Annotated in this window: 25 protein-coding genes; 12 read left to right on the plus strand and 13 right to left on the minus strand. The window is 50.8% G+C overall.

Features of this window, described 5'->3' with window-relative positions; translation table 11 throughout:
• Positions 1 to 185 precede the first annotated feature (185 nt).
• Positions 186 to 1,421 (plus strand): SGNH/GDSL hydrolase family protein, encoded by a 1,236-nt coding sequence (locus tag ACVB80_RS01460; protein WP_481079478.1) that lies wholly within the window; start codon positions 186 to 188, stop codon positions 1,419 to 1,421.
• Here ACVB80_RS01460 and ACVB80_RS01465 read toward each other — a convergent pair.
• Entirely contained in the window at positions 1,411 to 2,289 is an 879-nt protein-coding gene (locus tag ACVB80_RS01465; protein ID WP_481079479.1) for a LysR family transcriptional regulator, read from the minus strand. The genes ACVB80_RS01460 and ACVB80_RS01465 overlap by 11 nt on opposite strands.
• A 95-nt stretch (positions 2,290 to 2,384) precedes the next feature.
• On the opposite strand from ACVB80_RS01465, the gene ACVB80_RS01470 reads away from it, so the two are divergent.
• Both ACVB80_RS01470 and ACVB80_RS01475 read left to right on the plus strand, forming a co-directional pair.
• On the plus strand, positions 2,385 to 3,614 hold the full coding sequence (locus ACVB80_RS01470; RefSeq protein ID WP_481079480.1) for a serine hydrolase domain-containing protein: 1,230 nt from the start codon (positions 2,385 to 2,387) through the stop codon (positions 3,612 to 3,614).
• A 122-nt stretch (positions 3,615 to 3,736) separates the two neighbouring features.
• Positions 3,737 to 4,087 (plus strand): HopJ type III effector protein, encoded by a 351-nt coding sequence (locus ACVB80_RS01475; protein WP_481079481.1) that lies wholly within the window; start codon positions 3,737 to 3,739, stop codon positions 4,085 to 4,087.
• A gap of 78 nt (positions 4,088 to 4,165) precedes the next feature.
• On the opposite strand, the gene ACVB80_RS01480 is transcribed toward ACVB80_RS01475, so the two are convergent.
• The 4 genes from ACVB80_RS01480 to galE all read right to left on the minus strand — a co-directional run bounded on the left by ACVB80_RS01480 (position 4,166) and on the right by galE (position 8,720).
• Complete coding sequence (locus tag ACVB80_RS01480) at positions 4,166 to 4,912, minus strand: YadA-like family protein (RefSeq protein ID WP_481079482.1); 747 nt, start codon at positions 4,910 to 4,912, stop codon at positions 4,166 to 4,168.
• Positions 4,913 to 5,415: 503 nt separating this feature from the next.
• Positions 5,416 to 6,570, minus strand: coding sequence for a galactokinase (gene galK, locus ACVB80_RS01485; protein WP_481079483.1), 1,155 nt, complete (start codon positions 6,568 to 6,570; stop codon positions 5,416 to 5,418).
• Positions 6,571 to 6,631: 61 nt separating this feature from the next.
• Positions 6,632 to 7,684, minus strand: a complete 1,053-nt coding sequence (locus tag ACVB80_RS01490) for a UDP-glucose--hexose-1-phosphate uridylyltransferase (RefSeq protein WP_481079484.1) — start codon at positions 7,682 to 7,684, stop codon at positions 6,632 to 6,634.
• A 19-nt stretch (positions 7,685 to 7,703) separates the two neighbouring features.
• Complete coding sequence (gene galE, locus ACVB80_RS01495) at positions 7,704 to 8,720, minus strand: UDP-glucose 4-epimerase GalE (RefSeq protein WP_481079485.1); 1,017 nt, start codon at positions 8,718 to 8,720, stop codon at positions 7,704 to 7,706.
• A gap of 400 nt (positions 8,721 to 9,120) precedes the next feature.
• Between galE and ACVB80_RS01500 the strand changes: the two genes are divergently transcribed.
• From ACVB80_RS01500 to ACVB80_RS01510, 3 genes are all read left to right on the plus strand, one after another.
• Positions 9,121 to 9,399 (plus strand): hypothetical protein, encoded by a 279-nt coding sequence (locus ACVB80_RS01500; RefSeq protein ID WP_481079486.1) that lies wholly within the window; start codon positions 9,121 to 9,123, stop codon positions 9,397 to 9,399.
• Between the two features lie 262 nt (positions 9,400 to 9,661).
• Positions 9,662 to 10,780 carry an OpgC domain-containing protein gene (gene opgC, locus ACVB80_RS01505; protein WP_481079487.1) on the plus strand — a complete coding sequence of 373 codons (1,119 nt, stop codon included), beginning with the start codon at positions 9,662 to 9,664 and terminating at the stop codon, positions 10,778 to 10,780.
• Complete coding sequence (locus ACVB80_RS01510; protein WP_481079488.1) at positions 10,781 to 11,221, plus strand: DUF2141 domain-containing protein; 441 nt, start codon at positions 10,781 to 10,783, stop codon at positions 11,219 to 11,221. It begins immediately after the preceding gene.
• A 19-nt stretch (positions 11,222 to 11,240) separates the two neighbouring features.
• On the opposite strand, the gene ACVB80_RS01515 is transcribed toward ACVB80_RS01510, so the two are convergent.
• Positions 11,241 to 12,500, minus strand: coding sequence for a helix-turn-helix transcriptional regulator (locus ACVB80_RS01515; RefSeq protein WP_481079489.1), 1,260 nt, complete (start codon positions 12,498 to 12,500; stop codon positions 11,241 to 11,243).
• Between the two features lie 278 nt (positions 12,501 to 12,778).
• On the opposite strand from ACVB80_RS01515, the gene ACVB80_RS01520 reads away from it, so the two are divergent.
• Both ACVB80_RS01520 and ACVB80_RS01525 read left to right on the plus strand, forming a co-directional pair.
• Positions 12,779 to 13,408, plus strand: a complete 630-nt coding sequence (locus ACVB80_RS01520; RefSeq protein WP_481079490.1) for a DUF1007 family protein — start codon at positions 12,779 to 12,781, stop codon at positions 13,406 to 13,408.
• Positions 13,405 to 14,286 (plus strand): nickel/cobalt transporter, encoded by an 882-nt coding sequence (locus ACVB80_RS01525; protein WP_481079491.1) that lies wholly within the window; start codon positions 13,405 to 13,407, stop codon positions 14,284 to 14,286. Before ACVB80_RS01520 ends, ACVB80_RS01525 begins: the two co-directional genes overlap by 4 nt.
• A gap of 41 nt (positions 14,287 to 14,327) precedes the next feature.
• Here the strand turns inward: ACVB80_RS01525 and ACVB80_RS01530 are convergent, their stop codons facing one another.
• Entirely contained in the window at positions 14,328 to 15,245 is a 918-nt protein-coding gene (locus ACVB80_RS01530) for a cation efflux transmembrane domain-containing protein (RefSeq protein ID WP_481079492.1), read from the minus strand.
• 182 nt (positions 15,246 to 15,427) lie between these two features.
• Between ACVB80_RS01530 and ACVB80_RS01535 the strand changes: the two genes are divergently transcribed.
• Positions 15,428 to 16,333, plus strand: coding sequence for an ROK family protein (locus tag ACVB80_RS01535; RefSeq protein ID WP_481079493.1), 906 nt, complete (start codon positions 15,428 to 15,430; stop codon positions 16,331 to 16,333).
• A gap of 5 nt (positions 16,334 to 16,338) precedes the next feature.
• Here ACVB80_RS01535 and ACVB80_RS01540 read toward each other — a convergent pair whose 3' ends face one another.
• Complete coding sequence (locus ACVB80_RS01540) at positions 16,339 to 17,295, minus strand: phosphotransferase (RefSeq protein WP_481079494.1); 957 nt, start codon at positions 17,293 to 17,295, stop codon at positions 16,339 to 16,341.
• Positions 17,296 to 17,413: 118 nt separating this feature from the next.
• Here ACVB80_RS01540 and ACVB80_RS01545 point away from each other — a divergent pair, with 118 nt between their 5' ends.
• Complete coding sequence (locus ACVB80_RS01545; protein WP_481079495.1) at positions 17,414 to 18,127, plus strand: PilZ domain-containing protein; 714 nt, start codon at positions 17,414 to 17,416, stop codon at positions 18,125 to 18,127.
• Between the two features lie 110 nt (positions 18,128 to 18,237).
• On the plus strand, positions 18,238 to 18,981 hold the full coding sequence (locus ACVB80_RS01550; RefSeq protein WP_481079496.1) for a flagellar brake protein: 744 nt from the start codon (positions 18,238 to 18,240) through the stop codon (positions 18,979 to 18,981).
• A gap of 106 nt (positions 18,982 to 19,087) precedes the next feature.
• Here ACVB80_RS01550 and cspE read toward each other — a convergent pair whose 3' ends face one another.
• Together cspE and ACVB80_RS01560 are read right to left on the minus strand one after the other, a co-directional pair.
• Entirely contained in the window at positions 19,088 to 19,297 is a 210-nt protein-coding gene (gene cspE, locus ACVB80_RS01555) for a transcription antiterminator/RNA stability regulator CspE (protein WP_481079497.1), read from the minus strand.
• A gap of 293 nt (positions 19,298 to 19,590) precedes the next feature.
• Positions 19,591 to 20,079: a MarR family winged helix-turn-helix transcriptional regulator gene (locus ACVB80_RS01560; RefSeq protein ID WP_481079498.1), complete on the minus strand. Its 489-nt coding sequence runs from the start codon at positions 20,077 to 20,079 to the stop codon at positions 19,591 to 19,593.
• A gap of 104 nt (positions 20,080 to 20,183) precedes the next feature.
• Between ACVB80_RS01560 and ACVB80_RS01565 the strand changes: the two genes are divergently transcribed.
• Positions 20,184 to 21,092 (plus strand): DMT family transporter, encoded by a 909-nt coding sequence (locus ACVB80_RS01565; RefSeq protein ID WP_481079499.1) that lies wholly within the window; start codon positions 20,184 to 20,186, stop codon positions 21,090 to 21,092.
• 27 nt (positions 21,093 to 21,119) lie between these two features.
• On the opposite strand, the gene ACVB80_RS01570 is transcribed toward ACVB80_RS01565, so the two are convergent.
• The 3 genes from ACVB80_RS01570 to yfcC form a co-directional block, all read right to left on the minus strand.
• Complete coding sequence (locus ACVB80_RS01570) at positions 21,120 to 21,845, minus strand: EAL domain-containing protein (protein WP_481079500.1); 726 nt, start codon at positions 21,843 to 21,845, stop codon at positions 21,120 to 21,122.
• A gap of 292 nt (positions 21,846 to 22,137) precedes the next feature.
• Positions 22,138 to 23,127: a succinylglutamate desuccinylase/aspartoacylase family protein gene (locus ACVB80_RS01575; protein ID WP_481079501.1), complete on the minus strand. Its 990-nt coding sequence runs from the start codon at positions 23,125 to 23,127 to the stop codon at positions 22,138 to 22,140.
• Between the two features lie 52 nt (positions 23,128 to 23,179).
• Complete coding sequence (yfcC, locus tag ACVB80_RS01580) at positions 23,180 to 24,715, minus strand: putative basic amino acid antiporter YfcC (protein ID WP_481079502.1); 1,536 nt, start codon at positions 24,713 to 24,715, stop codon at positions 23,180 to 23,182.
• Between the last annotated feature and the right edge of the window lie 151 nt (positions 24,716 to 24,866).

Here is a 24,866-nt window from a genome sequence, read left to right on the forward strand (position 1 = left end):
TTATTTCCATATTTGTGGGTAAAGCGATCTTTATACCAGGTTCAATCATTTCTTATACAAACGATTTGACCCAACCTCATCAGCAGGCAAAATAAAAATACCAGTAAAACTGGTACAACCTCCTAAAAAACATCTGCTGATCATTAACTTAGCAGATTGTCATTTATAACCAGAAGAAGAAACCAATGAAAAAATTGCTACCCTTCCTCCTCCTGCCTGCAGTGGCATACGCGTCTGAACCTCTGACACCAGAAGCCGTTACCGCAGCTCAGGTTGCCAGCGTCCAGGCAGACAATACCTACACCTATGTTCGCTGCTGGTATCGTCCACACACCAGTCACGATGATCCTGCTACCACCTGGGAGTGGGCTCTCGATGAAAACGGTGATTACTACACCGTGAATGGTTACTGGTGGTCATCGCTCTCTTTTAAAAACATGTTCTTTACCGATACCAGCCAGGACAAAATCAAAGAGCGCTGTCAGGCCACACTTGGCGTTGATCATGAAACCGCAGATATGAGCTACTACGTGGCTGACTACCGGATCTCATTCAACCATTCTGTGTGGACGAACGACCCTGTCATCCAACCGGACACTATCAATAAAATGGTAGCGTTTGGTGACAGCCTGTCTGATACCAACAACATGTTTAACGCGTCTCAGTGGATGTTCCCGAACCGGAACTCATGGTTCCTGGGCCGTTTCTCTAACGGTCTGGTATGGACTGAGTACCTGGCGCGAGACAAAGACATCCCGCTCTACAACTGGGCAGTCGGTGGTGCAGCCGGCACGAACCAGTACGTTGCCCTGACCGGCGTATACGATCAGGTAACCTCTTACCTGACCTACATGAAGATGGCGAAGAACTACCGTCCGGAGCGTACCCTGTTTACCCTGGAGTTCGGCCTGAATGACTTTATGAACTACAACCGTGAAGTCTCAGAAGTGAAAGCAGACTTCAGCAGCGCGCTTATCCGTCTGACTGATGCTGGTGCAACCAACATCATGTTGTTTACCCTGCCGGATGCGACCAAAGCGCCGCAGTTCAAGTACTCGACTCAGGAAGAGATTGAGAAAGTTCGCGCCAAAATCAAACTGTTCAACGTCTACATCCGTGAACAGGCGCAGTACTACAAAGACAAGGGCGTAAACGTTGCTCTGGTAGACGCAGCGCAGATGTTTGATGACATCACCACCAATCCGAAAGCACACGGCTTTGAAAATGCCCAGGATGCGTGTCTGAACATCAACCGCAGCAGCGCGATGGACTATCTGTACAGCCACAGCCTGACTGATGACTGTGCCTACCACACGTCAGACAAGTATGTGTTCTGGGGTGTCACCCACCCAACGACAGCAACACACAAATACATCGCTGATAAAATTCTGGCGGGTGTGATGAACCAGTTCAGCTTCTGATCATAAATGATTTAAAAGCCTCAATAAAAAACCGCTCGACCTCACGGATCGGGCGGTTCTTTTGCCAGATGGCGTCATACTGAATCGCAAAGTCTGTCGCAGCAAACTCTGCATCCAGCTCACTCACTCCATCAGGCAACTCCTCATTACCACTCATCAGCATCGCCCAGCCGACATTGTTTCTGACCATTGCTGTTACGCCGTGATAACCGCTGGCAAACCAGACATACGGAGACATTCTGCCCGCCTCAAGCTGCTGGGGATGAGCGCGCAATGAATCCGGCAGGATCTGTGTAGCCGCCATCAGCTCATCATTAGAAACCCTGCGCCTCCTCGCCAGAGGATGACTCTTCCCCGCCACCAGCCGTGCCCTGATATGACCGATAGCCTGAAACTCATAGAAACTGCTGTTCCCCTCAAGAGTCGGGGTTAATGCAATATCAATATTACGCTCTTTGACTCCGCTGAAAATCTCATCAGGACTGAGGTGCAAAAAGCTTAGCCTGATATGAGGCCAGCGACGCTGGAAATCGCCCAGGCTTCTGCTCAGCACCCTGATGTCCAAATTCTCATCCAGTGCTACAGTCAGACTGGCAGGTGTGCCCTGCGACAACTGCAATGCGTTATTACTGAAGCGCTCGGCGCTGTCTACCACCACTCTGGCACTGTCATAAAGACTGAGCCCGGCTTCTGTGATCTGCGGATACTTACCCTCACGGTCAAACAACACCACACCGAGCTCGTCTTCGAGCCGGGCGATATTTCCGCTTATCGTCGCCAAATGTTTTCCAAGCTGCCGCGCAGCGGCACTGAACGAGCCCGTATCTGCGGCAGCGATAAAACTTTTGAGTAATTCAGGTCTGATCATAAACCCTCTGGTTTCACCATAGGAACCCTATTTATTGATATTGAAATTATTGTTGATAATAACCCCGTTCTCAACAAAAACCACCGAGGTATCCCATGAAAAAGACGCTTATCACACTCATTCTGACAGGTATGGCAACAAACGTAATGGCAAATTCAGCAGCTGGTCACTCCGCTCCTATTGAGCAGTTCTACCAGCCATTTGATACGCAGAACATCCCGATGCACAAAATGCAGAGCTGGCCTTACTATAAGTTTGTCAGCATGAATATGGACGACTTCGCAGCCTTTGGCTCGGCGGAAGTGGCCAAATCAGATATGCCGGTGAAGCTGGCTCCGGCTAAAATGCCGCTGCCACTGGATATGCGCTATGGGAAAAATAAAGTCTTGCTGGATAACCTGCAGCAAACCCAGACCAAAGGTTTTGTCGTCCTGAAAGATAACCAGCTCCGGGTTGAGTTTTACGACAACGGTTATCAGCGTGGCATGACCAACAATCTTCAGTCGGCATCAAAAACCTTCGCTGGTGTAATCATCGGTCAACTGGCAGACCGGGGGCTGATTGATATCGAGAAAAGTGCTGCCGATTACCTGCCGGAGCTCAAAGGCACCACTATTGGCGCGGCGAGCATTCGCAATATTGCTAATATGACCAGCGGCATTGAAGCTTTGAGTGACTACCACACCGAAGGCTCAGCCGGTTATCAGTGGGAGCTGGAGATCGGCCTGCAGACCAAAGGCACACCTGTCGGCCACCTGAATGCGATTAAAAACGCCAAAAACAGTGGCCATGCCCAGGGCACCAAATGGGAGTACACTGACCAGAACACGGATACGCTGGGCCTGATCGCCGAAAAAGTGACAGGAAAACCTTTCAACAAGTTGTTGGAAGAGCTGGCTCAGGAGATCGGTTTTAACTATGACTCAAGCATCGCCAAAACGTCTGACGGAACAACTTCCCCGGCATTTGGCATTAACCTGAGTGCTGTCGACTATGCCCTGTTCCACCAGTATATTGCCACAGGAAAAGCAGGTAAGACCTTCTACCAACTGGCAACAGACGGTAAAAATGACCGGTTTGCAGACACCTCACTGGCCAGGATGATGTCCCTGGGCAAACACAAAGTTACCTACGGGCTGCAAACCTACTATATCGCCGATGAACAAATCCTGGTCAGCCTGGGTTCCTTCGGTCAGGTCGGCCTGAGTGACATGAAATCCGGTATCTCGGTGATCAACCAACAGGACTGGTCACTGAACATCGACGTCGACAAGCTGCCAGAAGTGATTGAGCGCTCAATCGCCGTTATCAAAGCACTTCGCTAACTCCATCAGCCCGGCATAGTCCGGGCTTCTTACTGTCTGCACAAAAACACTAAGTAGTTGCAACATGCACAGCGAATAAGCTAACTTGCATCTCTGCACTTTAATCAAATGGATTTAACTTAATGGAACTAAGCACCTTTCTCGACAACCTTGCCAACCGGCCACAGGATATTGAGTTCAGCCAGACCATGGCTGCGATCGACGCCAGCTACCAGTTCACCCCAACCGCTTTTCAAAATGGTGAGACTTTTAACGAAGCCGGACAAAACAACGGCTCGTGCAAGATTTTTGCGTTTGCCCGCCTGCACCAGTTAACACCGGAACAAACCCTCGCCTGCTTTGGACGTTATTACCGCGAAGATGTGCTCGGGAATCCGGATGGTGATGATCATCAGAATATCCGTAACTTTATGCGATTTGGGTGGGATGGCGTGAAGTTTGAGGGGGAAGCACTGCGGCCGGTAGAGGATTAATCCTCCGCCAGATAAATGCAAAAAAGCCCGGCAGGACAACCGGGCTTCTTTTGGACTATTTTATGGTTTCAGCAGGGCTTAGAAAGCGTACTGAACACCAGCACCGAATGATGCTTCAGTCTTGATCTTGCTGCCAGTAGAGATGTTAGTGGTAGCAGACATAGACCATGCAGAATCTTCAAAGCTGTGTGCGAAACCAACCGCTACAGCCTGTGCAGAACCAGCGAAACCAGTACCAACACCGAATGCAGTCTGACCGTTCTGAACGAATGGGCGTGCGTTGTTGATCGCGTGAGTACCAGCCATTACGCCGTCCATACGCTGGTCCAGTTTGTCCATACGCTCGTTTACTGCATTGAACTGAGCGTCCAGAGCTTTGGCTACGTTCAGGCCTTCTGCATACAGTTCACCGGCAGCAATTTCTGCGCCTTTTTCAAGATCACCGATACGACGAGCATTTTCTGCAGGATCAGCCTCGATCATTACCTCGTTTTCTTTACCGTTACCTTTAGCTGCGTGCTGGCCGTTAACATTTACAATGTTACCGTTTTCAGTTTCAACTTTGTGGATACCACCTTTAGCGTCTACAACAGTAATAACACCATTCTTGTAATCTTTATTGTAAGTGCCGATAACAGCGGTCTTACCATCTTTCTCAATTACCGCGTAATTTTTACCATCTGTAGTAACTGTTGCACCTTGTTTTTCCAGACGTTCAACATGTTTAATAGCATCATCTGTAGTGAAATATTCAGGTGCCGACATAGCCATAGCCTGACCAGCAAAAACAGAAGCAACGATAGAAGTAAGAACTAGCTTTTTCATTTTTTACTCACGATTAAAAGTTAGGTTTATCCCGAAACCCGGGCATTCAGTTGTCATTTCCGTAAGCCCCCTTCGTACCCAACCTCAAAAACCGAGCCACAAAGGAATTACGTCAAATCAATGACGCGCATTATACAAACCATGATTTAACATGCAACCTTGAATTGACCTGTTTTTGCATTATTCTGACATTAATGAACAGCGTCCAATTGAACCCATTGGTAAAAGCCATTATTTCCAGCATGTTATATCTACCAGATTATAGTTGATGCTCTCAATTTAGAAATCTGGCGACAATATAAGCCAGCTTATAAATGATGTTTAATATGGCACCATGAGGCGATTACCATCTGGAGGAATGCCATTAATTTGACTATGAATCTCTTATCGGAAACATAACTACCCAATACCTCTTTTCACGGACGCAAAAAAAGGGGAAGCCCGCCGGCTTCCCCAAACACTGAAGCCCTCCCCTGGGGCTTCTGGCTGATAACTATTACTGGTTACGCAATCACACCCGCTCCGGCTTTCGCCTGACACACATAGATAGATTCCTTCAGCCCGGTAGCGGCTTCATATTTCGCTTCTACCGCCGCTTTTACTTCATCGACCAATGCCGGTGGCATCAGGGATACAATGCAGCCGCCAAAGCCTCCGCCGGTCATTCGTACCCCGCCTTGCTCACCAATAACTTCTTTAACGATCTCCACCAGGGTATCGATCTCTTTTACCGTGATCTCAAAGTCATCACGCATGGAAGCGTGAGACTCGGCCATCAGAATCCCCATCTTCGCTAAGTCCCCCTGGCTCAGGGCTTTGGCGGCCTGCTCTGTACGGTCGTTTTCTGTGATCACGTGACGGGCACGTTTGGCGACCATTTCATCCAGTTCACCCTCGCGCTGCTTAAACTGCTCAATAGTCACATCACGCAACGCTTTCACACCGAAAATCTCTGCTGCCTGCTCGCACTGCTGGCGGCGGGTGTTGTATTCGCTGTCTACCAGGCCACGTTTTTTGTTGGAGTTGATGATGACGACCGCCACATCTTCCGGCATAGAAACCGGCGTTGTTTCAAGGCTGCGGCAATCGAGCAGCAGCGCATGGCTTTCACGGCCTTCTGCAGAAATCAGCTGATCCATGATGCCGCAGTTGCAGCCTACAAACTCGTTTTCTGCCTGCTGGCCGTTAAGCGCGATCTCTGTCTGGCTGATTTCCAGGTTATAGAGGGTTTTAAACGTCTGGCCGATCACCACTTCCAGCGCCGCAGAAGAAGACAGGCCTGCCCCCTGCGGCACATTACCGCTGACCGCAATATCTGCCCCGCCAAACTCAAAGCCGCGTACCTGCAAAAACTTCACCACACCACGGATGTAGTTCGCCCACATTTTGTTTTCAACAAACTCAATTGGCTGAGTCAGGTCAAACTCATCGGTCTGATTTTCATAATCTACCGAAACCACGCGCACAATGGTGTCATCTCGTTTTGCGGCAGCAACCATGGTCTGGTAGTTGATCGCGCACGGCAGTACAAAGCCATCGTTGTAGTCGGTATGCTCGCCAATCAGGTTCACCCGGCCTGGTGCCTGAATAAGATGGCTTGGCTGATACCCCAGTACTTCGGCGAACGCCGTCTTCACGTTGTTGGTTAAAGTCGTCATATCTGTGTTCTCTCAATCAGGTAATGGCGCACCCGGGAAGATGCATGAGCGCGCCGGACTGTTATTGTTGTTTGTAATGAATATCGCTCAGTTCGCGAAGACGGCCTGCGGCCTGCTCCGCGGTAAGGTCACGCTGACTTTCTGCCAGCATTTCATAACCCACCATAAACTTGCGCACGGTTGCTGAGCGCAGCAGTGGTGGATAGAAAAGTGCGTGCAATTGCCAGTGGTCAATATCGGTTCCCTGTTCAAAGAACGGCGCATAGTGCCAGCCCATTGAGTAAGGGAAAGAACACTGGAACAGGTTGTCATAACGGCTGGTCAGCTTTTTAATCGCCACCGCAAGGTCGTCGCGTTGCGCGTCGCTCAGCTCACTCATACGGCGGATATGCGTTTTTGGAAGCAACATGGTTTCAAACGGCCACGCCGCCCAGTATGGAACCACCGCCACCCAGTGCTCGGTTTCCACTACGATGCGCTCACCGTCTTTGAGCTCTGCCTGAACATAATCCACCAGCAGATTACTGCCCTGCTGCTGGCAGTACTCTTTCAGCAACTTATCTTTACGTTCAATCTCGTTAGGCAGGAAGCTGTTGGCCCAGATCTGACCATGCGGGTGCGGCTGAGAACAGCCCATGGTTTCACCCTTGTTTTCAAACGCCTGAACCCAAAGGTATTCCTTCCCCAAATCCTCGATCTGCTCATCCCAGGTATCAATAACACCGCGGATTTTTTCAACCGGCAGCTCAGGCAGCGTCTGGCTGTGATCCGGGGAGAAACAAATCACCCGGCTCAGGCCACGTACACCCTGAGTACGAAACAATGGGTTGTCGCTCTCAGGCGCGTCTGGCGTATCCGGCATCAGTGCGACAAAGTCGTTGCCAAACACATAAGTGCCCTTATAGTCAGGGTTCTTATCGCCGGAAACCCGGGTATTACCCGCACACAGGAAACAGTTTTCGTCGTAAACCGGCAGGGCTTCCGTGGCCGGCTTTTCATCCTGGCCGCTCCATGGACGTTTGGCACGATGAGGTGATACCAGAATCCACTGTCCGGTAAGAGGGTTATAACGACGATGTGGGTGATCGGTCGGGTTAAACTTCATTTCAGACATCTCTTTACTCTCTGACTAATTATTCCTGATAACCATTTGGGTTGGCAGACTGCCAGCGCCAGGTATCACTGCTCATTTCCTCTACGCTGCGATGCGCTTTCCATCCCAGCTCCTGCTCAGCTTTTGCTGTCGCCGCCCAGCACTCGGCAATATCACCCGGGCGTCGCGGACAGATTTCATAAGGCACCGGTTTTCCGCAGGCTTCGCCAAAGGCTTCTGCCATTTCAAGTACGCTGCTGCCTTTGCCGGTACCCAGGTTATAAATGTGTAACCCCGCTTTTTCACCAACATGCTTCAGCGCGGCAATATGGCCATCGGCCAGGTCCATTACATGAATGTAATCACGGACACCGGTACCGTCCGGCGTAGAGTAATCATCACCAAATACCGACAGCTTTTCGCGGCGGCCTACCGCTACCTGAGCGATAAATGGCATCAGGTTATTTGGGATGCCCTGCGGGTCTTCACCCATAGTGCCGGACGGGTGAGCGCCAACCGGGTTGAAATAGCGCAGCAGAGTAACGCTCCACTCCGGCTCTGCTGCGAGCAGATCGGACAGGCACTGCTCAACCATGTATTTGCTGCGCCCGTATGGGTTAGTCGTCGCACCGGTTGGTGAGTCTTCGGTGATCGGCACTTCAGCCGGGTCGCCATAAACCGTCGCCGAAGAGCTGAATACCAGACTTTTTACCCCTGCTCTGCGCATCGCTTTAACCAAAGTCAACGTGCCATACACATTGTTCTCGTAGTACTCAACTGGCTTTTGCACAGATTCGCCGACGGCTTTAAGGCCGGCGAAATGGATCACTGAACTGATGTCGTGTTCCGCAAAAATCGAATCAAGCAGCGCTTCATCGCGAATATCGCCCTCATAAAAATCAGGGCAGATTCCGGTCAGCGCCTCAATGCGCTCAAGTACCGCTGACTTGCTGTTACACAGGTTATCGATGATCACAGGGGTAAGCCCCGCTGCTGCCATCTGTACACAGGTATGGCTGCCGATATAGCCCATTCCGCCGGTTACCAGAACTTTCACAACCCCTCCGGTTTATCTTTGCTCATTAACGTTGCGAGCATATTAGCAATGATCCCGGAGAGAAAACTGTGATCGAATCGCCATAGTGTAAACGTTTCCACAGAATTTTATCACTGACACAGCACCAAGAGCGCAAACCCATATCCGGATCATCTCAAGTAGAGCAGCAGATAATTGAAATACGTTTACACAAACGTTCTGCAATACCTGTTCATTCAGTAAATGAAGAATAAAGGGGGCAAAGATGTGTTTTTGAGAAGCGTGCTTGAGTTATCAAATCGAGATACTGATAAGTTCGTCAAAATTTGGTTTACTTTCAACCGGAACTTCAACTCAGGGAGCTGAGCAACGCACGGCAGAAAGCAATGGCCGGGATGCGGGCTGAGGATTAATGTTACTTATGAACTTAAAACGAATTGTACTGGTTACCGTGGTCAGCGTTATCGCCTTATCCGGTCTGGTGGCTGGTGTACTCATGTATATGAAAACACAGGAGCCGCTATATCTTGGGCTCTGCTCCCTGCCATTGCTGGTTTTCCTGATAGGCAAAAGCCGCCGCGGTTTCGATTCCGGCCATATCGCAGACTATCAGCCAATGTACAAACTGCCCGCTGATGATGCTCCGGCAGCAGAAAAAAAAGAAACGGCAGTCAGTGAAGCTGTTACAGATCAAAATTAAATCCGCTTCAGACCAGCCAGAAAGAAACTTTCTGGTAGCAAACCTGAATATAACAGCCCGCCTTTGTAATGGCGGGCTGTTTACTTCCTGTTGGGGGCAGAGATGATATCTCTCAGGAGCTGAGTACAATTGTCCCGGATCCTGGCTCAGTGAAAAACAGCAAACTTTCCAAATGTTTATTTCCTCCTTTCATAAAGAGCACTTTCGGTCAGATCTTAATTTCCACTGTGAATTATGATGGTCACAAAGGAATGGAGGATATATGAAACGAAACGCTTCACTGGATGGAATTCGGGGTATATTACTGGTGATGATGACCATCAACCACCTGATTTGGATCTCATCCGGATACAATCCCATTCAGCTGTTTACCCTGCAGCCTTTAGGCCAGGTAGGTGCAGCTGAAGGGTTTATCTTCATATCCGGTCTGATTGCCGGCATCGTTTACAGCTCAGACAAATTATCTGAAGTGCAGGCGCGGAACAAAGCGTGGGCACGCGCCTGGACCATCTGGCGTTATCACATCATCACCCTTGTCATCGTTGCGATATATATGGCGACGCTCTACCTGCAAAATCCCGTTTACGAACAGTTCGCTCTCTATATCAGCACCAACTATTTCTATGAGTTCTGGCACAGCCTGTGGCTGTCTGCGTTTCTGCTTAACCAGCCTGCCTACTTTGATATCCTGCCGCTCTATATTCTGCTGATGCTTACCCTGCCACTGATCCTGGCAGGGCTGCGCCGTGGCCTGTGGTGGCAGGTTCTGGCAATGTCTGCTGCGATGTGGAGTGCCAGCGGTATGATCACAACAGATATGGCTGCGCCCTTCTTTCATCTTTTCAGTGAAGAACTCATTCCATCGTTTGGTTACTTTGATTTCTTCGCCTGGCAGCTGATTTTCAGCATTGGCGTCACTATTGGTTATTATCAGCGACATCAACCGGTTAACTGGTATCCATCCCCCTGGCTTACGGCCACTGTGGCCGTCGTGGCGGGATTGCTGATGGCTGCCCACCACAACGCTTTTGCCGCTCAGGGCATTAACCAGGGTGTTTTGTATCAGTATGCGGATAAGCCTGAACTTGGCTGGCTGAGACTGAGCAGTCTGCTGCTGTGGGCATACCTGTTGGGAGCCGTGCTGCGCATCCTGCCCAATCTGTTCAGACTGCCGTTTTTCACTACCGTCGGTCAGCACTCGCTGCAGGTATTTGCCTGGCAGACACTGCTGATCTTTTTTGCTGCCCCACCCCTGTTTTACGCCCAGCATGAAGCCTGGTACGAGATCGCGGTACTGGGATGCGCGGCCACACTCTGGTTCCCGGCCTGGCTGCACAGCCTGTGGCAAAACCGGACTCCACTGATCCCAAGGGAAGCCTGAATGAAGTACCTTACCCTTCTGTTTGCTTTAATCCTTGCCGGGTGCAGCGATGTCCCGGCGGGCCATCACACCCTGACTGTGCAGATCGATAACGTGAAGCTCAATGGAGGCAAGGTATGGGTGATGGTTTTTAACGAAAGCGAAGCGCTGATGGGCACACCACAGCTGCTCTCCCAGGCTTTCAGCCCCGCGGAAGTAAAGGACATTGTGATTAAAGACGTACCGGCAGGAAAATACGCCATCATGTCTTACCAGGATCATGATAATAATGGCCTGCTCAGCATTACCAGGCTCGGGATGCCAACTGAGCCGCTGGGCTTTTCCAACAATCCTCTGCTTCAGGGCCCGCCGGGATTTGAGATGGTCGCCTTTGATCTGACCGAAGACTCAACCCGGCATATCTCGCTTTTCAGGTATCCGCGAATTAATAACCGGCCATAGCCCGCTGAACGGCGCGTTCTTATCTCTTTTTCACCGGGATCAGAACAGTCATACGATAAGTATCTTCAACTTTCTCAATCCCGGTATACCATTCCAGCCCCAGTGACGGATAGTAAGGCGAAGTGGTGAAATAGTGGTAATGGATGTACTCCAGTGCTGCTGCCAGTTCTTCCTGATTGCCCAACAACTCGGCCTGAACATACTCACCCGCTCCAACTGCACACTCATCGCCAGTACCATCATCAGGGATGAAGTGACACTGATGCTCATGATCCTGACTGCCTTCACGCAGGCAACCTATCACAATGTCCGCTTTTTGCTGATACTGTTCTTCCCACTGATGCAGGACGTTCGCAATCCGGTGATTAAGGCCGTGGTAGGTGTCGGGGATCTGATATGGCGCGGCTCTTATCACTGAGCGAGCCCTGGAAACCGGACGAACGCAGAGCACTGAATCCGGCAGATCAACCGGGCCACATTTCTCAAATGACAGAAAACAGTACAGATTTCCGTCCATATCCATCTGCCACAAAATAGGCGGACTGAGAGAGTGAAGACCATTTTCCGGCACATACACCGTCCACAAATACTCAATAAAAGCCGGAACCACATCCGGCGATGGCAGGCGAAACACCGTCATCTCCCTTCCGGGCATGAAGTAGAGTGATTCTTCGTCAGGATCAAACGAACTGGTACGCCCCACCATCAGGACAAAACGCTCCCGCTGAACCGAGCAGCGGTCTACCGGCTCAATGCTGTAGTAATTGTGCCAGCTGTCGTGCTCAGTTATCTGAGACAGAAACCGGTCCCACAGGGCATGCAACTGGGTCATAAATGGCTCACTGCCCGCCCTGATCGGACTGAAATGCTCTGACAAACCATAGAAAGTGGTATCAGGGAAAATCACCTTATACGGCAAAACCTCAGAAAAATGGCGATGCATATCCAGAAATCCCTGGCTTAGCGGATGAATGCTGATATTTCGTGCCCAGCCTGGTTTGAGTTTAAGATGCTTGGGAGAGATGCCATGCACCCGCTTGAATGCCCGGGTAAATGCCTCCTGGGACTCGAACTCACAGTCAAGTGCTACATCCAGAATGCGTTTATGAGTGGTCGCCAGCTCCGTTGCCGCATATCCGAGCTTTCTCAACCGGGAATAATGACCAATAGAAAGTCCGGTTGCGGCCTTGAACTCACGTTGTAAATGAGACTTCGACGCCCCAACCTCTGCGGCCAGTGCTTCCAGCCCCCATCCCTCAGGTAAACGTGATTCAATCAAATCAACAACTTGTAACACCCTTTGCTGAGACAACATAAACACCCATCATTCACCACATCAATATCAGCCAGTGTAAACAAGCCGGTGTAATGCCAGAAGAAGACAGCAAATAGTTGCGAGTCAACTCAAAGATTTAGCTCATTCTCAAAATGTTTCCAAAGCCACCCGCATGCGACATTTCAGGCCGGAAGCCGTATACCGTATCACTGCGATGAATTAGTGTTCCCGGTCCGGGTTGCTTATACTGCCTGCCTGTTTTTTCTGGTAACGAAATCATTGTGAAATACACTGTTTGGGCATTGCTTTGCCTGCTGACACCACTGCAACTGTCAGCCCACCCCCACTCATGGATTGAACTCAATACCCGCATTCTGAGTAATGAAGACGCCATCACCGGCTTTGCCATGGAATGGACATTCGACGCCATGACCTCCGCCTACATGCTCGACGGAGAAGACCTCTCCCCACAAGCCAGGCAAACCACAATGAAAAATCTGGCGATGTCAGTAATGGATAACATGCTATATGAGCACTACTTCACCTACTTCTATGATGGTGATGAGCCTATTCGGTATAAGCAGGTGATGGATGCCAGCCTGACCCAGAAGCGCGGTAAGCTTACCCTGTACTTTGAACTGCCGCTGGCTAAACCCAAATCATACAAAGATCAAAATCTGAAACTGATGATTTTTGAGCCAAGTTACTACGTGGACATGAGCTGGAAGACGCACCAGTCACTGACCCTGAGCGGACCGGTTAAAAACCAGTGCCAACTGAAACTGGCAGAACCCAATCCAACCGCCGAGCAGATGGCCTATGCCTTGTCCCTCCCGCAGGATGCTGACCCTGACAACGCACTCGGCCAGCTGTTTACCCAACATGCTTTTGTGGATTGCCGTCAGCCATGAGTGAAATCGTACTGAAAACTTCATCCCGCCTGAAATCACGCTGGCTTCTTCTGCCCGCACTGGCATGTGCTGCACTGCTGTGGCATTACTGGCCACAGCTTTTACTCCAGGCTATTTCCCTTCAGCGGGATTTAAACGGCCAGCTGAGCGATCTTCTGTACGACATTCAGGAAAATCAGCCTAAGGCAATGGCGAGCTTTGCGATGGTCAGCTTTATCTACGGCGTACTGCATTCACTCGGACCCGGTCACGGTAAAGTGATTGTGGCCACCTACCTGACTACCCAGCAGGCCAGGGTCAAAACCAGCCTGGCGATCACCATTGCCTCGTCTCTGCTTCAGGCTATCGTTGCCATTGCGCTGGTCAGCGTTCTTTTGCTCGCATTTACCGCGTCCATGCGCGAAGTGCACGCCCAGGCTGAAGTGGCAATCAGGATCAGCTATTTCTGTGTATTCTTGCTGGGGGTAACCATCACTTATAAAGCCGTGCGGGCCCTGATAAAGGCTGGAACTCAACAGCAAACAGCATCAACAGACTCAGGTATCCGGGAAATCACCGGTCTCATCCTGGCTATTGGGCTAAGGCCGTGTACCGGTGCAATCATGGTACTGCTGTTTGCCAATATGGCCGGGCTCTATTATGCAGGCGTAATCAGTGCACTGCTGATGGCGGTGGGCACCTGCCTCACCACATCGGTGATCGCGTTGCTGGCACTGGCAGGTAAGAAAGCAGTAATGAGTGATGACAAGGACTCTGAGGAGCATCGTATCCGTCGCCCTGTTATCTGGCTGAAACTGGCAGGTGGCCTGGTGGTCACCCTGACCGGATTCCTGCTGCTGAAAACCGCAGGACCGGCCATGGCGACTATGATGCTGTAATCTCAGGTGAGTTAATAAGAGTTGAGCCGGATCATTCCGGCTTATACCAGTACGACTTCGACATCCACATAGCTCAGTTCAGCATTCAGATCCTGATGCAGCGCACGCTTCGCGTCCAGTACCGCACTGCCTGAAGCGCCGGTCAGTTGCTCTGCAGCCATACCGACGATCACCAGATAAGCTGAACCGGTTTTACTGATATTCAGTGAAGCATACTCAAGCTGATGCGCCTGCATATAACCCGCCACTTTCTCTTCGATACCCGCATGCAGCTCTTCATTTTGCAGCTTACCGCCAGCCAGTTCTACAAACGCCTCCTTAATGATTGAAATCGGCTGACCTATCATGCTCACAGCCAACACCACCACCAAAATGGCATCACCGATATAAAGCAGAAAATCAAACGATGATCCCTGAGGAACATAACCAATCACCACCAGTACCGCGCCGGTTGAAGCCGAAAGCACGCCATCAATAAACGATGCTTTCTGATCCACCTTTAGCATCGAGCTGCCCATATTGATGCGCTTATTCTGGAAGTGATAAAACGCAGACAGACCCCAGCAAATCGCCACCATAGCGATCGCGTAATAGATGATCGGTCCTGTTTTGATCATCGTCAGTTGTGCCCCTTCCAGATACTGGAATATTTTGGAACCATTACCGGTCACTGCTGAAATGATCACACCCAACAACAGCAGGCCTTTCATCAGGGAGTAGAGCGCTTCTGTCACATAAAGACCGAACGGAAATGTATCAGAACGCTGACTCTTAATTCCTGCAATCTTGAGCGCCACGATAGACGATAAAAACAGAATAAACGACATGTTTCCGTCCAGAAGCAGCGCCTGAGAGCCGGAAAGATAGAACACTGACCAGCCACTCAGGGCCATCACCAGGTTGGCACCAATCCCGACACTGATCGACTGACGCTCTGTTTTTACAATATTCTCTTTCAAACTATTGATACCCTGTATTGAACTTCACGCCAAGCATGCCAGTGCAAAGCGGCTGTGACAATATCCCGCGAAGATACAAAGCGTTAAATTGTAAAATTGTCGGCTGAAACCAGTGCCCGCGGGTGAATTTGGTTACCATATCTGCACATTAAACCAGTTATCCGGACCAAACGGAGTACCCCATGCTGACAGGATTTGATATAGGCGGGACCAAAACCGAAGTATGCCTGCTGAGTCATCACGGCGAAGAGCTGTTTAAACACCGCGTCGCTACCCCAAAACAATACGACGAGTTTTTGCGAACGATTGCAGAGCTGGTTGCCATGGTTGACGACCATGCCGAAGCACACCCGCCGGTTGGCATCGGACTGCCCGGTACCATCTGCCCTCAAACCGGGCTGATGAAGAACGCCAACGCGACGTTTTTGAATGGCCGGGATCTGCTGAACGACCTGAAAGCAATGCTCGCCCGCGACATATTTATTGCCAACGATGCCAACTGTTTTGCCCTTTCTGAAGCCGTCGATGGCAGTGGTAAAGATGGCGCTGTCGTCTTTGGTGCCATTCTCGGTACAGGCTGCGGGGGCGGCATTGTGGTGAACAAACAGGCTCTGGTCGGGCCCAATGCGGTGTGTGGTGAATGGGGCCATAACCCGCTGCCAGGTTACTGTGAAGAAACCGATGGCCCGGCACGTAAGTGCTATTGCGGCCGCAGTAACTGTATCGAACGCTTTATTTCCGGCAGTGGCCTGCAGGAGAGTTACAAAGTCGCCTGTGGCACAGACAAACCGGCCGCAGACATCATTCGTGACGCACAGGCAGGAAAGCATGAGGACAGCAGGATCTATCACACCATGATTGATCAGATGGCGCGCAGCTTTGCTTCCATTGTGAACGTGCTTGACCCGGATGTCATCGTCCTAGGTGGCGGCCTGTCCAACGTTGACACCCTGTACGACGATCTGCCGCAGGCAACTGCAAAATACGTGTTTTCAGAGCAGGCCCGCGTCCGGTTTGAGAAAGCCCGGTTTGGCGACAGCAGCGGTATTCGCGGCGCAGCCTGGCTGGGAAGAAATGTAACCGGGTAAATCTGCTAATCCATAGATGAGATTGCCTGCTCCGCCAGTGCCAGAGAGTAATCACACAGCTTCCAGTGCTGCGGAGACCAGCCCAGCAAAAAGCGGCAAAAATCCGCCCAGGCAACAGAGTACAGCGCCCGCCACTCATTAATGATCTGTGTGCGCGGCGCCTGAGGCTGATACTTTGCCAGCGCGGCGTCCAGTGCTTCAAAATAGGTATTGAGCAGCGCCGGCTCCAGCTCTGCCGCTTTATCCATTGGCACGCAACTACTGACAAACAGCATCACATCCAGAATACCCGGCCCTTTTCCGGTCCACTGGAAGTCCACCGCCCCTGCCTGACTAAAATCTTCAGCAAAGCAAAAGTTCGCCAGTTTCGCATCACCATGAATCAGGGTCTGGTAACGGGCATTTCGAAGCAGCCCGTCGATTCGCCCGGCATTATCACGCAATCTGCCTTCAGCCATTTTCTGATACTCATCCGGACGGGTTGCCAGGTGCCAGTACCCGCCGGTCGCCCATAACCCCTCCCCCGGTTCGCCAAGATAACGGGCATGAAACTGCGCAAGCCATTCGAGGCAAAGACTCCACTGAGGCCAGTCGGCGCTGTCACAAACCACATTCAGCCCCTGGGCAGAAAGGTCAGACATCAGCAATGAAATGTGCTGTTCGTCCTGCTCTACAGCCAGCCCCTGAGGACAAATACACTGCTCCTTATGGGCATGACTGAAATTCTGGTACCAGTTGAGCTCAACCTGAAATGAATCCAGTTTTCGCTGATGACCACGGGAAGTACACCAGCCTCTGGGGTGATTTTCCGGTTGAGGCAGGCGGAGATGCTTTAACACGGCCTGTGACAGAGAAGCGTCATCAAACCACAGTCGCTTCACTTCACCATAACCACCCCATACCTGTGCAAGCAGCTTTTCACTGGTGGGCTTAAATTCATTAACAGATTGATTTATTTTCATAAAAAAGAGAGGTATCCTGTCGGCCAGGAAGTCAGATTATTCACTAGACAATGACTGACAGGTTTTATGTAAATGGTCGTCTTCCGTAAAGTTTACCCCGTTCAGACAAGGCTTGTACATGACCGCGTTCCGCCATAAGAAACTCACCTGCGCCGGCTCCTCAGATATCCCGAGTACAGAAGCGGCCCCCCTTATTGCCAACACCTGCAGCGCTGTCATGACCATTACTCCACCGGTTGGCGGACAAATCACCATTCGCTGCAAAACCATTGGTTTTCATTCTGAGCGCCTGTTGCTGGTTGAAGTGCCGGATCTCAAAAGCCGGGATATGAAGCCATTTGTCACCGAAGGTTACTGGGTACGGATGAAGATCTTTACCGGCCGTGGCAAAGGCTCGGTACTTCAGTTCCGCTCTCAGATCGCCCATGTCATGACTGAGCCACTGCCGATGGTTGTGCTTTCCCTGCCGACCTCAATGAACAGGAGCGAAGTTCGCGTCGCGCCCCGTTTTGATACCAGCATTAATCTCACGCTAAGCTCCCCCGGACAGAACCTGAAAGGCCGTATGACTGACCTGTCCAGGTTCGGCTGTCAGGTGGAAGTCTCCCTGCTATCCCGACAGATAAGCGTTGGGGAACAGCTGGAAGTCACCCTGAATTCAGCCAGTCACAAAACAGAAGTGATACCGGTACTTAAAGGGGTGATAAAAAACAGCAGCAAAAACTACAGCGGCTACCGGTACGGGCTGGAATTCGAAACAGACAGTCATAAAGCCGCCGCAGATCTGCTGGCAGCAATGAGCTTTGACGGCAACAAACTGACCCTTGGCTAACTGATACCTATCACATTTCTTGCATAGGTGACTATAATCAAAATATCTGAAGTTATACTGTTGAGCTTACAATTAATTCAACACTATAAAGCGATCTTTTTGAGGACGTCATGGCAGCAGGCAATGCAGTACAGAAAGTAAAAGACAAAATTGACCATCATGCCCTGAAAGGCACTGAGAGCATCATGAGAAGCGCCGATGCGCTCGCTATGGTGACTCACTCCAGCGAAGTGACCATCAATATCACCACGCCAGTCGGGATCAAGTTTCAGGGAACTACCAGCTTTATCGGCACCCACGGCAGTGACCTGATCCTTCTCGAACTGCCGCAAATGTCTGAAGAAGACAAAGGTTACTTCCTGCAGGAAGGATTCTGGCTCAATATACGGGCCATCTCACCGCGCGGAGAAGGTGCCCTTCTTTATTTCCGCAGCCAGATCATGCACGTTCTGCATGAGCCCGTTCCGCTGCTGATGATTTCCATCCCTTCAACGATCAAAGTGCTGCAGCTTCGCAAAGAACCAAGATACGATGTGGCCCTGTCGGCTCAGGTGATCTGGAATGATCAAAAAATCGAAGCGGAAATCCGCGATCTGTCCAAAGGCGGTTGCCGCGTCATCACTTCACCGCTGATCCGCAGTTTTCAGGTAGAAGACCTGGTCCGGCTTCAAATCACCGAACGAACACGTGAACCGCTGGATATCCCGGTAATGACAGGCAAAATCTGCAACCTGCAGCGTTCGCAGCATCAGGCCCGCTATGGCGTGATGTTTGATGAAAAGGGACTGGAAGGGGTGAAAAAGCTGCTCAGTTGCCTCAAGTTTGATGGTTCCAAACTGGCTTTAAAACCCTGAGGACACAAGAGCTGAGAGCAAAAGGATTAAGTGAAAGTAAAAAGAAACAGAAAAAAAACAGCCCCGCATATAGCGGGGCTGTTTGAAGTCTTTAGCACAGCGAAGCTTACAGCAGTTCTACTTCAGCAGCCTGAGGACCTTTCTGGCCTTGCTCAACTTCAAACGCAACTTTCTGACCTTCTTTCAGAGTGCGGAAGCCGTCACCTTTGATAGCACGGAAGTGAACAAATACGTCTGCACCGCCGTTTTCTTGAGTGATGAAGCCGAAACCTTTCTCTTCGTTAAACCATTTTACTGTGCCAGTTGTCTTAGACATGGGTATTTCCTAAATCTTTCTTTATGTATCAGGTGCATTCAATGCACGTTTACTATGCCTAATTTCAAATTACTTAAAAGGAACGTAATCTTGAATGCTTCAATTCTTAAAACAAACTGTACAGTTGGTTTCGAGAATAACTTCCAGAGTCAGTCGTCGATTAAATAGCTCTGAATTCAGGGCACAGTTACTGTACGGCAGTTTGACGTGCTTGTATATCACTTTCTTGTGATTTTGACTGAGATTGCCGTTATTTTCTCATATTCGAAGAAAAAACATCGTTTTATCCCCCTCTAAGGCGATTTAACCAGCGCCTGATACCAGGTTTTCATCACCAGGTCGAGCTGATTAAGCTGTCCACTGAGCGGTTTAGTCAGAGCCCTCTGACAGGCAACATGCGCTTCCATCGCTTCATTGATAAGCATTTGACCCTGCGAAGTCAGGCAAACCATCACACTGCGACGATCCTGTGTACTGTGTCTGCGTTCAATCAGTCCTTTGGATTCCAGTTTATCGAGTCGATTGGTCATCGCACCGGAAGTCAAAAAAAGCGAATTGATCAGATCACCCGGAGTAAGCTCCCACGGTTCACCGGATCGCAGCAGGGTGGCCAGTACATCAAACTCACCCATTTTTAGTCCATACTGTTTATGGCACTCAGCCATCGCCGTCTCCAGTTGGCGGGTCACCTGAAACAAACGCCCAAACAACGCCATGGCATCCGTATTGAGCTCCGGCTTTTCTTTGGCCCACTGGGCAATAATTTTATCGTATGCGTCCATCAACTATTCAATATCAAAGCGGATAAATCTTCATGTAAAGATACTTTACACAGACAGAGGAGAGTCGTACAGTAGCAAACTCTCTTTACGTCAAGATTCTTTTAATGAACATACTGCTCGCTATGCTGCCCGCTTTTCTGTGGGGCACAACCTATGCCGTTACCCAGTTTACCCTGCCAGGCTGGCCACCACTGCTGCTTGGCTGCCTGCGCGCCCTGCCAGCCGGGCTGCTACTGCTGGCCGTTCGCCCGTGCCTGCCACGAGAACACAACTGGCCAGGCCTGTTTCAGACCGGAGCAATCAACATCGGGCTGTTCTTTGCGATGATTTTTGTCATGGCAGCGACGCTCCCTTCCGCTATATCCGGTGTGGGCATGGTCTCGGTTCCGGTCTTTGCCATGGGATTTCAGTGGATTGTAGCCCGCAGGCGGCCTAACATCATTCAGTTCCTGTCAGGCGCAGCTGTAATTGCGCTGGCATACCTGCTGTTTGATCCGGGAGCACTCTCTCTCAGTGCCACCGGTCTGCTGGCCATGCTGCTGGCAATACTGTGTATCATCACCGGCTCTCACCTGACTCAAAAACATTCTCAGAAACTGCACTGGTGGAGCGTGCTGACCTGGCAGCTGATCATTGGCGGGGCGCTGCTTGGCATTGCGGCGCTGATTCAGGCGCTGACTGTGCCTGCCGCATACCAGCAGGCGCTGACAAACATCACCCCACTGAATCTGGCCGGGCTGGGCTGGCTTATCCTGTTCAACACAGCTTTTGCTTATGGGTTGTACGTCTGGCTGTTGCAAAGAATGAGTATCGTGGAGTTTACTTTCAGCGGTATCGCTAATCCGCTGGCGGGTGTAATTTGTGGGGTATGGCTCGTAAATGAAAGCTACAGCCTGGCTCAGTACGGCCTGATGGCTGGGATGGTGGCCGCATCACTGCTGCCCGGCATCGCCGGACGACTGAGGGGTATTACACGCAAACGCCCGGACAGTACTGCCACGGCTTCCCGTTAAAACGGCATGCCGTTACAGAAAGATTAATTAAGCAAACAAATATCCCTGGTAACCCCAGAATGGCAGCTTCTGAAGCTCGCTGAAAGATTCAAAGGAGTCTACGCGCTCCACGATCCAGCGGGCATCCAGCCTCTGTTCAAGGCTGCAGATCTTATCCTTCCAGCGCTCGGTCTCCTGTGTGCCGCTCAACAGATTGAAATAAGGGTTATCAACCTTTACATAATCATACAGCCCGGCTTTAAGCTCAGGGCGGCGAAAATCAAACGCGGGATCGTAATCATCCAGTGCCAGCCCGACTCCGGCCTGCTTAAGTTTATCCAGCCCCCGGTACAGCTCCCTGCACTCATCACAGTGGCGGCGTTCGGTCACTTCCACGACCAGCGTCTGGCCTGCGTCAGCCAGCACCTCAGACAAGCCCGTCAGACGGCTGATGAGTTGCCCTTCACACAGCAGGTTTCGCTCAATATTAATAAAGCACTCCAGACCGTCATTTCTTCCGGAATGGTAAGAAGACAGATAGTTAAGTTGCTGCAGGGTGACCTGAAGTGTAAAGCGCTTATTAAACCAGTCCGGCCCGTCCTGGCTGCAACCACACCCCGGAGCGCAGGAGAGTAATACTTCGCTGGCCAGTTGTTTCCGGTCAGCATCTAATATTTGTTCACGTTTAAACTGATATTTCACCCGGCCTGTATCTGGTGAAATATCGCCCACGCTGAGCCGCCCGTTTGGAGCGAGCCCGTTACATGTATCCATACCCAGCCATTTCAGAATAATTTGAATAGCTAATAAGTTATGCCTGCAGCACGAATGGCGCAATCGGCGAATCAGAATACAGCCCGGTATTCGTCATTTTTCTCATGATTGAGACGCCAGTTTCTTCCACCAAGCCATTGGTTTTATGCCTTTAGTATTTGGTGCATTCATCCATTCATTGGCGCATATACTAACTATTCGGAAGAATATTGAAGTAAGGAGAGATGAACTAACGACGCAGACAAGTGTCTGCGTCTCAGGGGGGACTGACAGGGTATTAACCCCGGTCTTTTTACTCCGTGATCAGGCGAACCAGCAGTGCTCCCGGATCACGCAGAGAATCAGAGTTCACGCTCAGCACGGTGCCATCATGAGGCGCGTGGTATTCTTCTGTCACATCACCAAACAGGTCATATTGCACAGCAACCAGCTGGCCCTGTTTCACCTGCTCCAGTAGTTCAGTCTGACAAAGTACAAAGCCACCCTGACGGGCCCGGACAGAGGTGATGGTGTGCCCTTCTATCGGCGCCGGAGCTGCCTCTGGCTGACTTCCTGCGTACAGCCCTTTACTCACCAGAATCTGTTTGATCCCCGCTACTGCGCGCTCAATGTATTCCGGCTGAGTTATTTTGCCGGTTCCCACTTCAACGGTGATACAGGGGACGCCGCTTTCATTCCACACGGTTTCCAGCACACCGGCATCGCCCGGATCATTTAAGATCACATCCGGATTCATCAGGCGCGCCATTTCCAGCGTAGCCGGCAGACGGAAATCAGCAAACACATAGAGCGGATACGTCGCACCACGGGTTTGGGTGTGCAGATCGATAACAAAATCGGCGTTACCTTCCAGCAGCCCCTGCCACATCTTATGCAGATAACGGTTGGCCGCGTCACCATCGGCCCGGCCCGGGAAGTAACGGTTCAGGTTGACCGGAGAAGCATCAGGATCAGACGGAACAAAATCCCGGGTCCCCGCCAGCATACCCGACAGGTTCAGCGCTGGCAGGATAACCAGGCAACCAGACTCCAGTTTGCCTTTCACATCGCGGGCTACCTGCTGCGCGGTCAGTACGCCATTCAGTTCATCCCCATGGACACCCGCACTGACCATCACTGTTGGTCCCGGGTTTTGCGATTTATATACGATCACCGGCAGCAGGGTTGGCTGACCAACACCATTGGTCGCCGCTTCAAACCAGAACTGATGCTCCCCGGCCGCAAGGCTTTGGGTGTCCAGCTTTTGAATGATCTTCCGGTTTTGAATATTCGAATCAGTCACGATTTTTCTCCAATAAAAAGGCGGGATAAACCCGCCTTAGTTCAGTATACGATTAATGGTATCCCATCATCTGTGCGCCCATCACCACAACACTGGACAGCGCAAACAGGAACAGCACAAAACGCCATACAAAGCGCGCCCAGTTACCCCAGTCGATACGACATACACCCAGGGTTGCCATCAGTGCGGCAGAGGTTGGAACAATCAGGTTGGTAAAACCATCACCCAGCTGGAACGCCAGAACCGCCACCTGACGGGTAACACCGGCAATATCTGCCAGCGGAGCCAGAAGAGGCATGGTCAGCGCCGCCTGGCCAGAGCCTGAGGTAACAAAGAAGTTGAACACAGACTGGAAAGCATACATCAACCAGGCTGAAGCCACATCCGGCATACCGGAAATCAGGCTGCCTGCACCGTTCAGAATCGAGTTCAGTACGGTCGCTTCATCAGTTGCGCCGCCACCCAGGATCAGCAGTACCCCTTTTGCACAACCCACCAGCAGAGCCGGTGCCAGCATCAGGCCCGCGCCTTCTTTAAATGACGAAGCAATATCGTTCATGGTCATGTTGTTCAGGCGGAAGACGACGCCAATAAGACCGGCCACAATGCCCATGGTAAAGAACTGAGAAGCGATCTCCGGGATATACCAGGCATGAACCACCACACCCCAGACAACCCATACCATAGCAGCTACGACAGTCAGAAGTACCAGGGTATCACCCAGATTCCAGCGTGAGCCGTGCTCGCCCAGTTTCTGATCACGGAAATACTGATCAGACTCATAGCTGTACGAACGTTTCGCATCGCGCTTAACACCGGCCGCGTAGTACATCATAAATGCAATACCGATCAGGGTGTAAACCACCCACAGCACCATGCGGAAATGCATACCCGACAGAACCGGAATACCAGAGATGCCCTGTGCAATCGCTACCGAGAACGGGTTCATCCACGACGTTGCAAAACCAATCTGAGTCGCACCATAGGTCACCATGGCAGTAGTAATACCGTCATAACCAAGGCGTACCATCAGCGGTGCAATGATAATCGCAAAAGCAATCGCCTCTTCCCCCATTCCAAATACTGCACCTCCAAGAGAGAACAGCAGGAACAGAACCGGAATAAACAGCGCTTCGCTGCCTTTGGTCTTATCAATCAGGCGCAGAATACCGTTATCGATAGTGCCGGTGCGCATTACCACACCAAACGCACCGCCGATCACCAGCATAAACATGATGACGCCGATAGCACTGCCCCACTTGGAGCCGGAAGTCAGACCTTCAAAAGTGAAGTTCATCAGCCCGATGCCACCGCCGCTGGCAAACAGTCCTACTTTATTATAAACAAGCTCGCCATTATCATCGGTTGCATACTGGAAAGAAGAAGGGTCGATAACCGTACGGCTTTTTTCAACGCCGTCTGCGATAAAGGTCACCTGTTGGGTATCGAAGTGGCCAGCCGGTACAAAATAGGTAACCGCTGCGGCCAGTAATCCAACGATAAAGATCAGGATCAGGGTATCTGGCATTTGCCAGGTTTTGTTCGTCACACTCTGCTCAGTGCTTGATTGGGTTGCAGTCTGACTCATAACTCCATGCCGGTCAGTGAAAAACAGCTGAAAAATATCACCCAGACAGCATAAAAAGTCAATTTATATTACAAAACCAGCAGACCAAACCTTACCAGACATAATTACCAACACAAAAGATTGATAAACATATAACATGCAATATGCAACA

This window comes from Vibrio sp. 9-16B-A1, assembly GCF_056726165.1.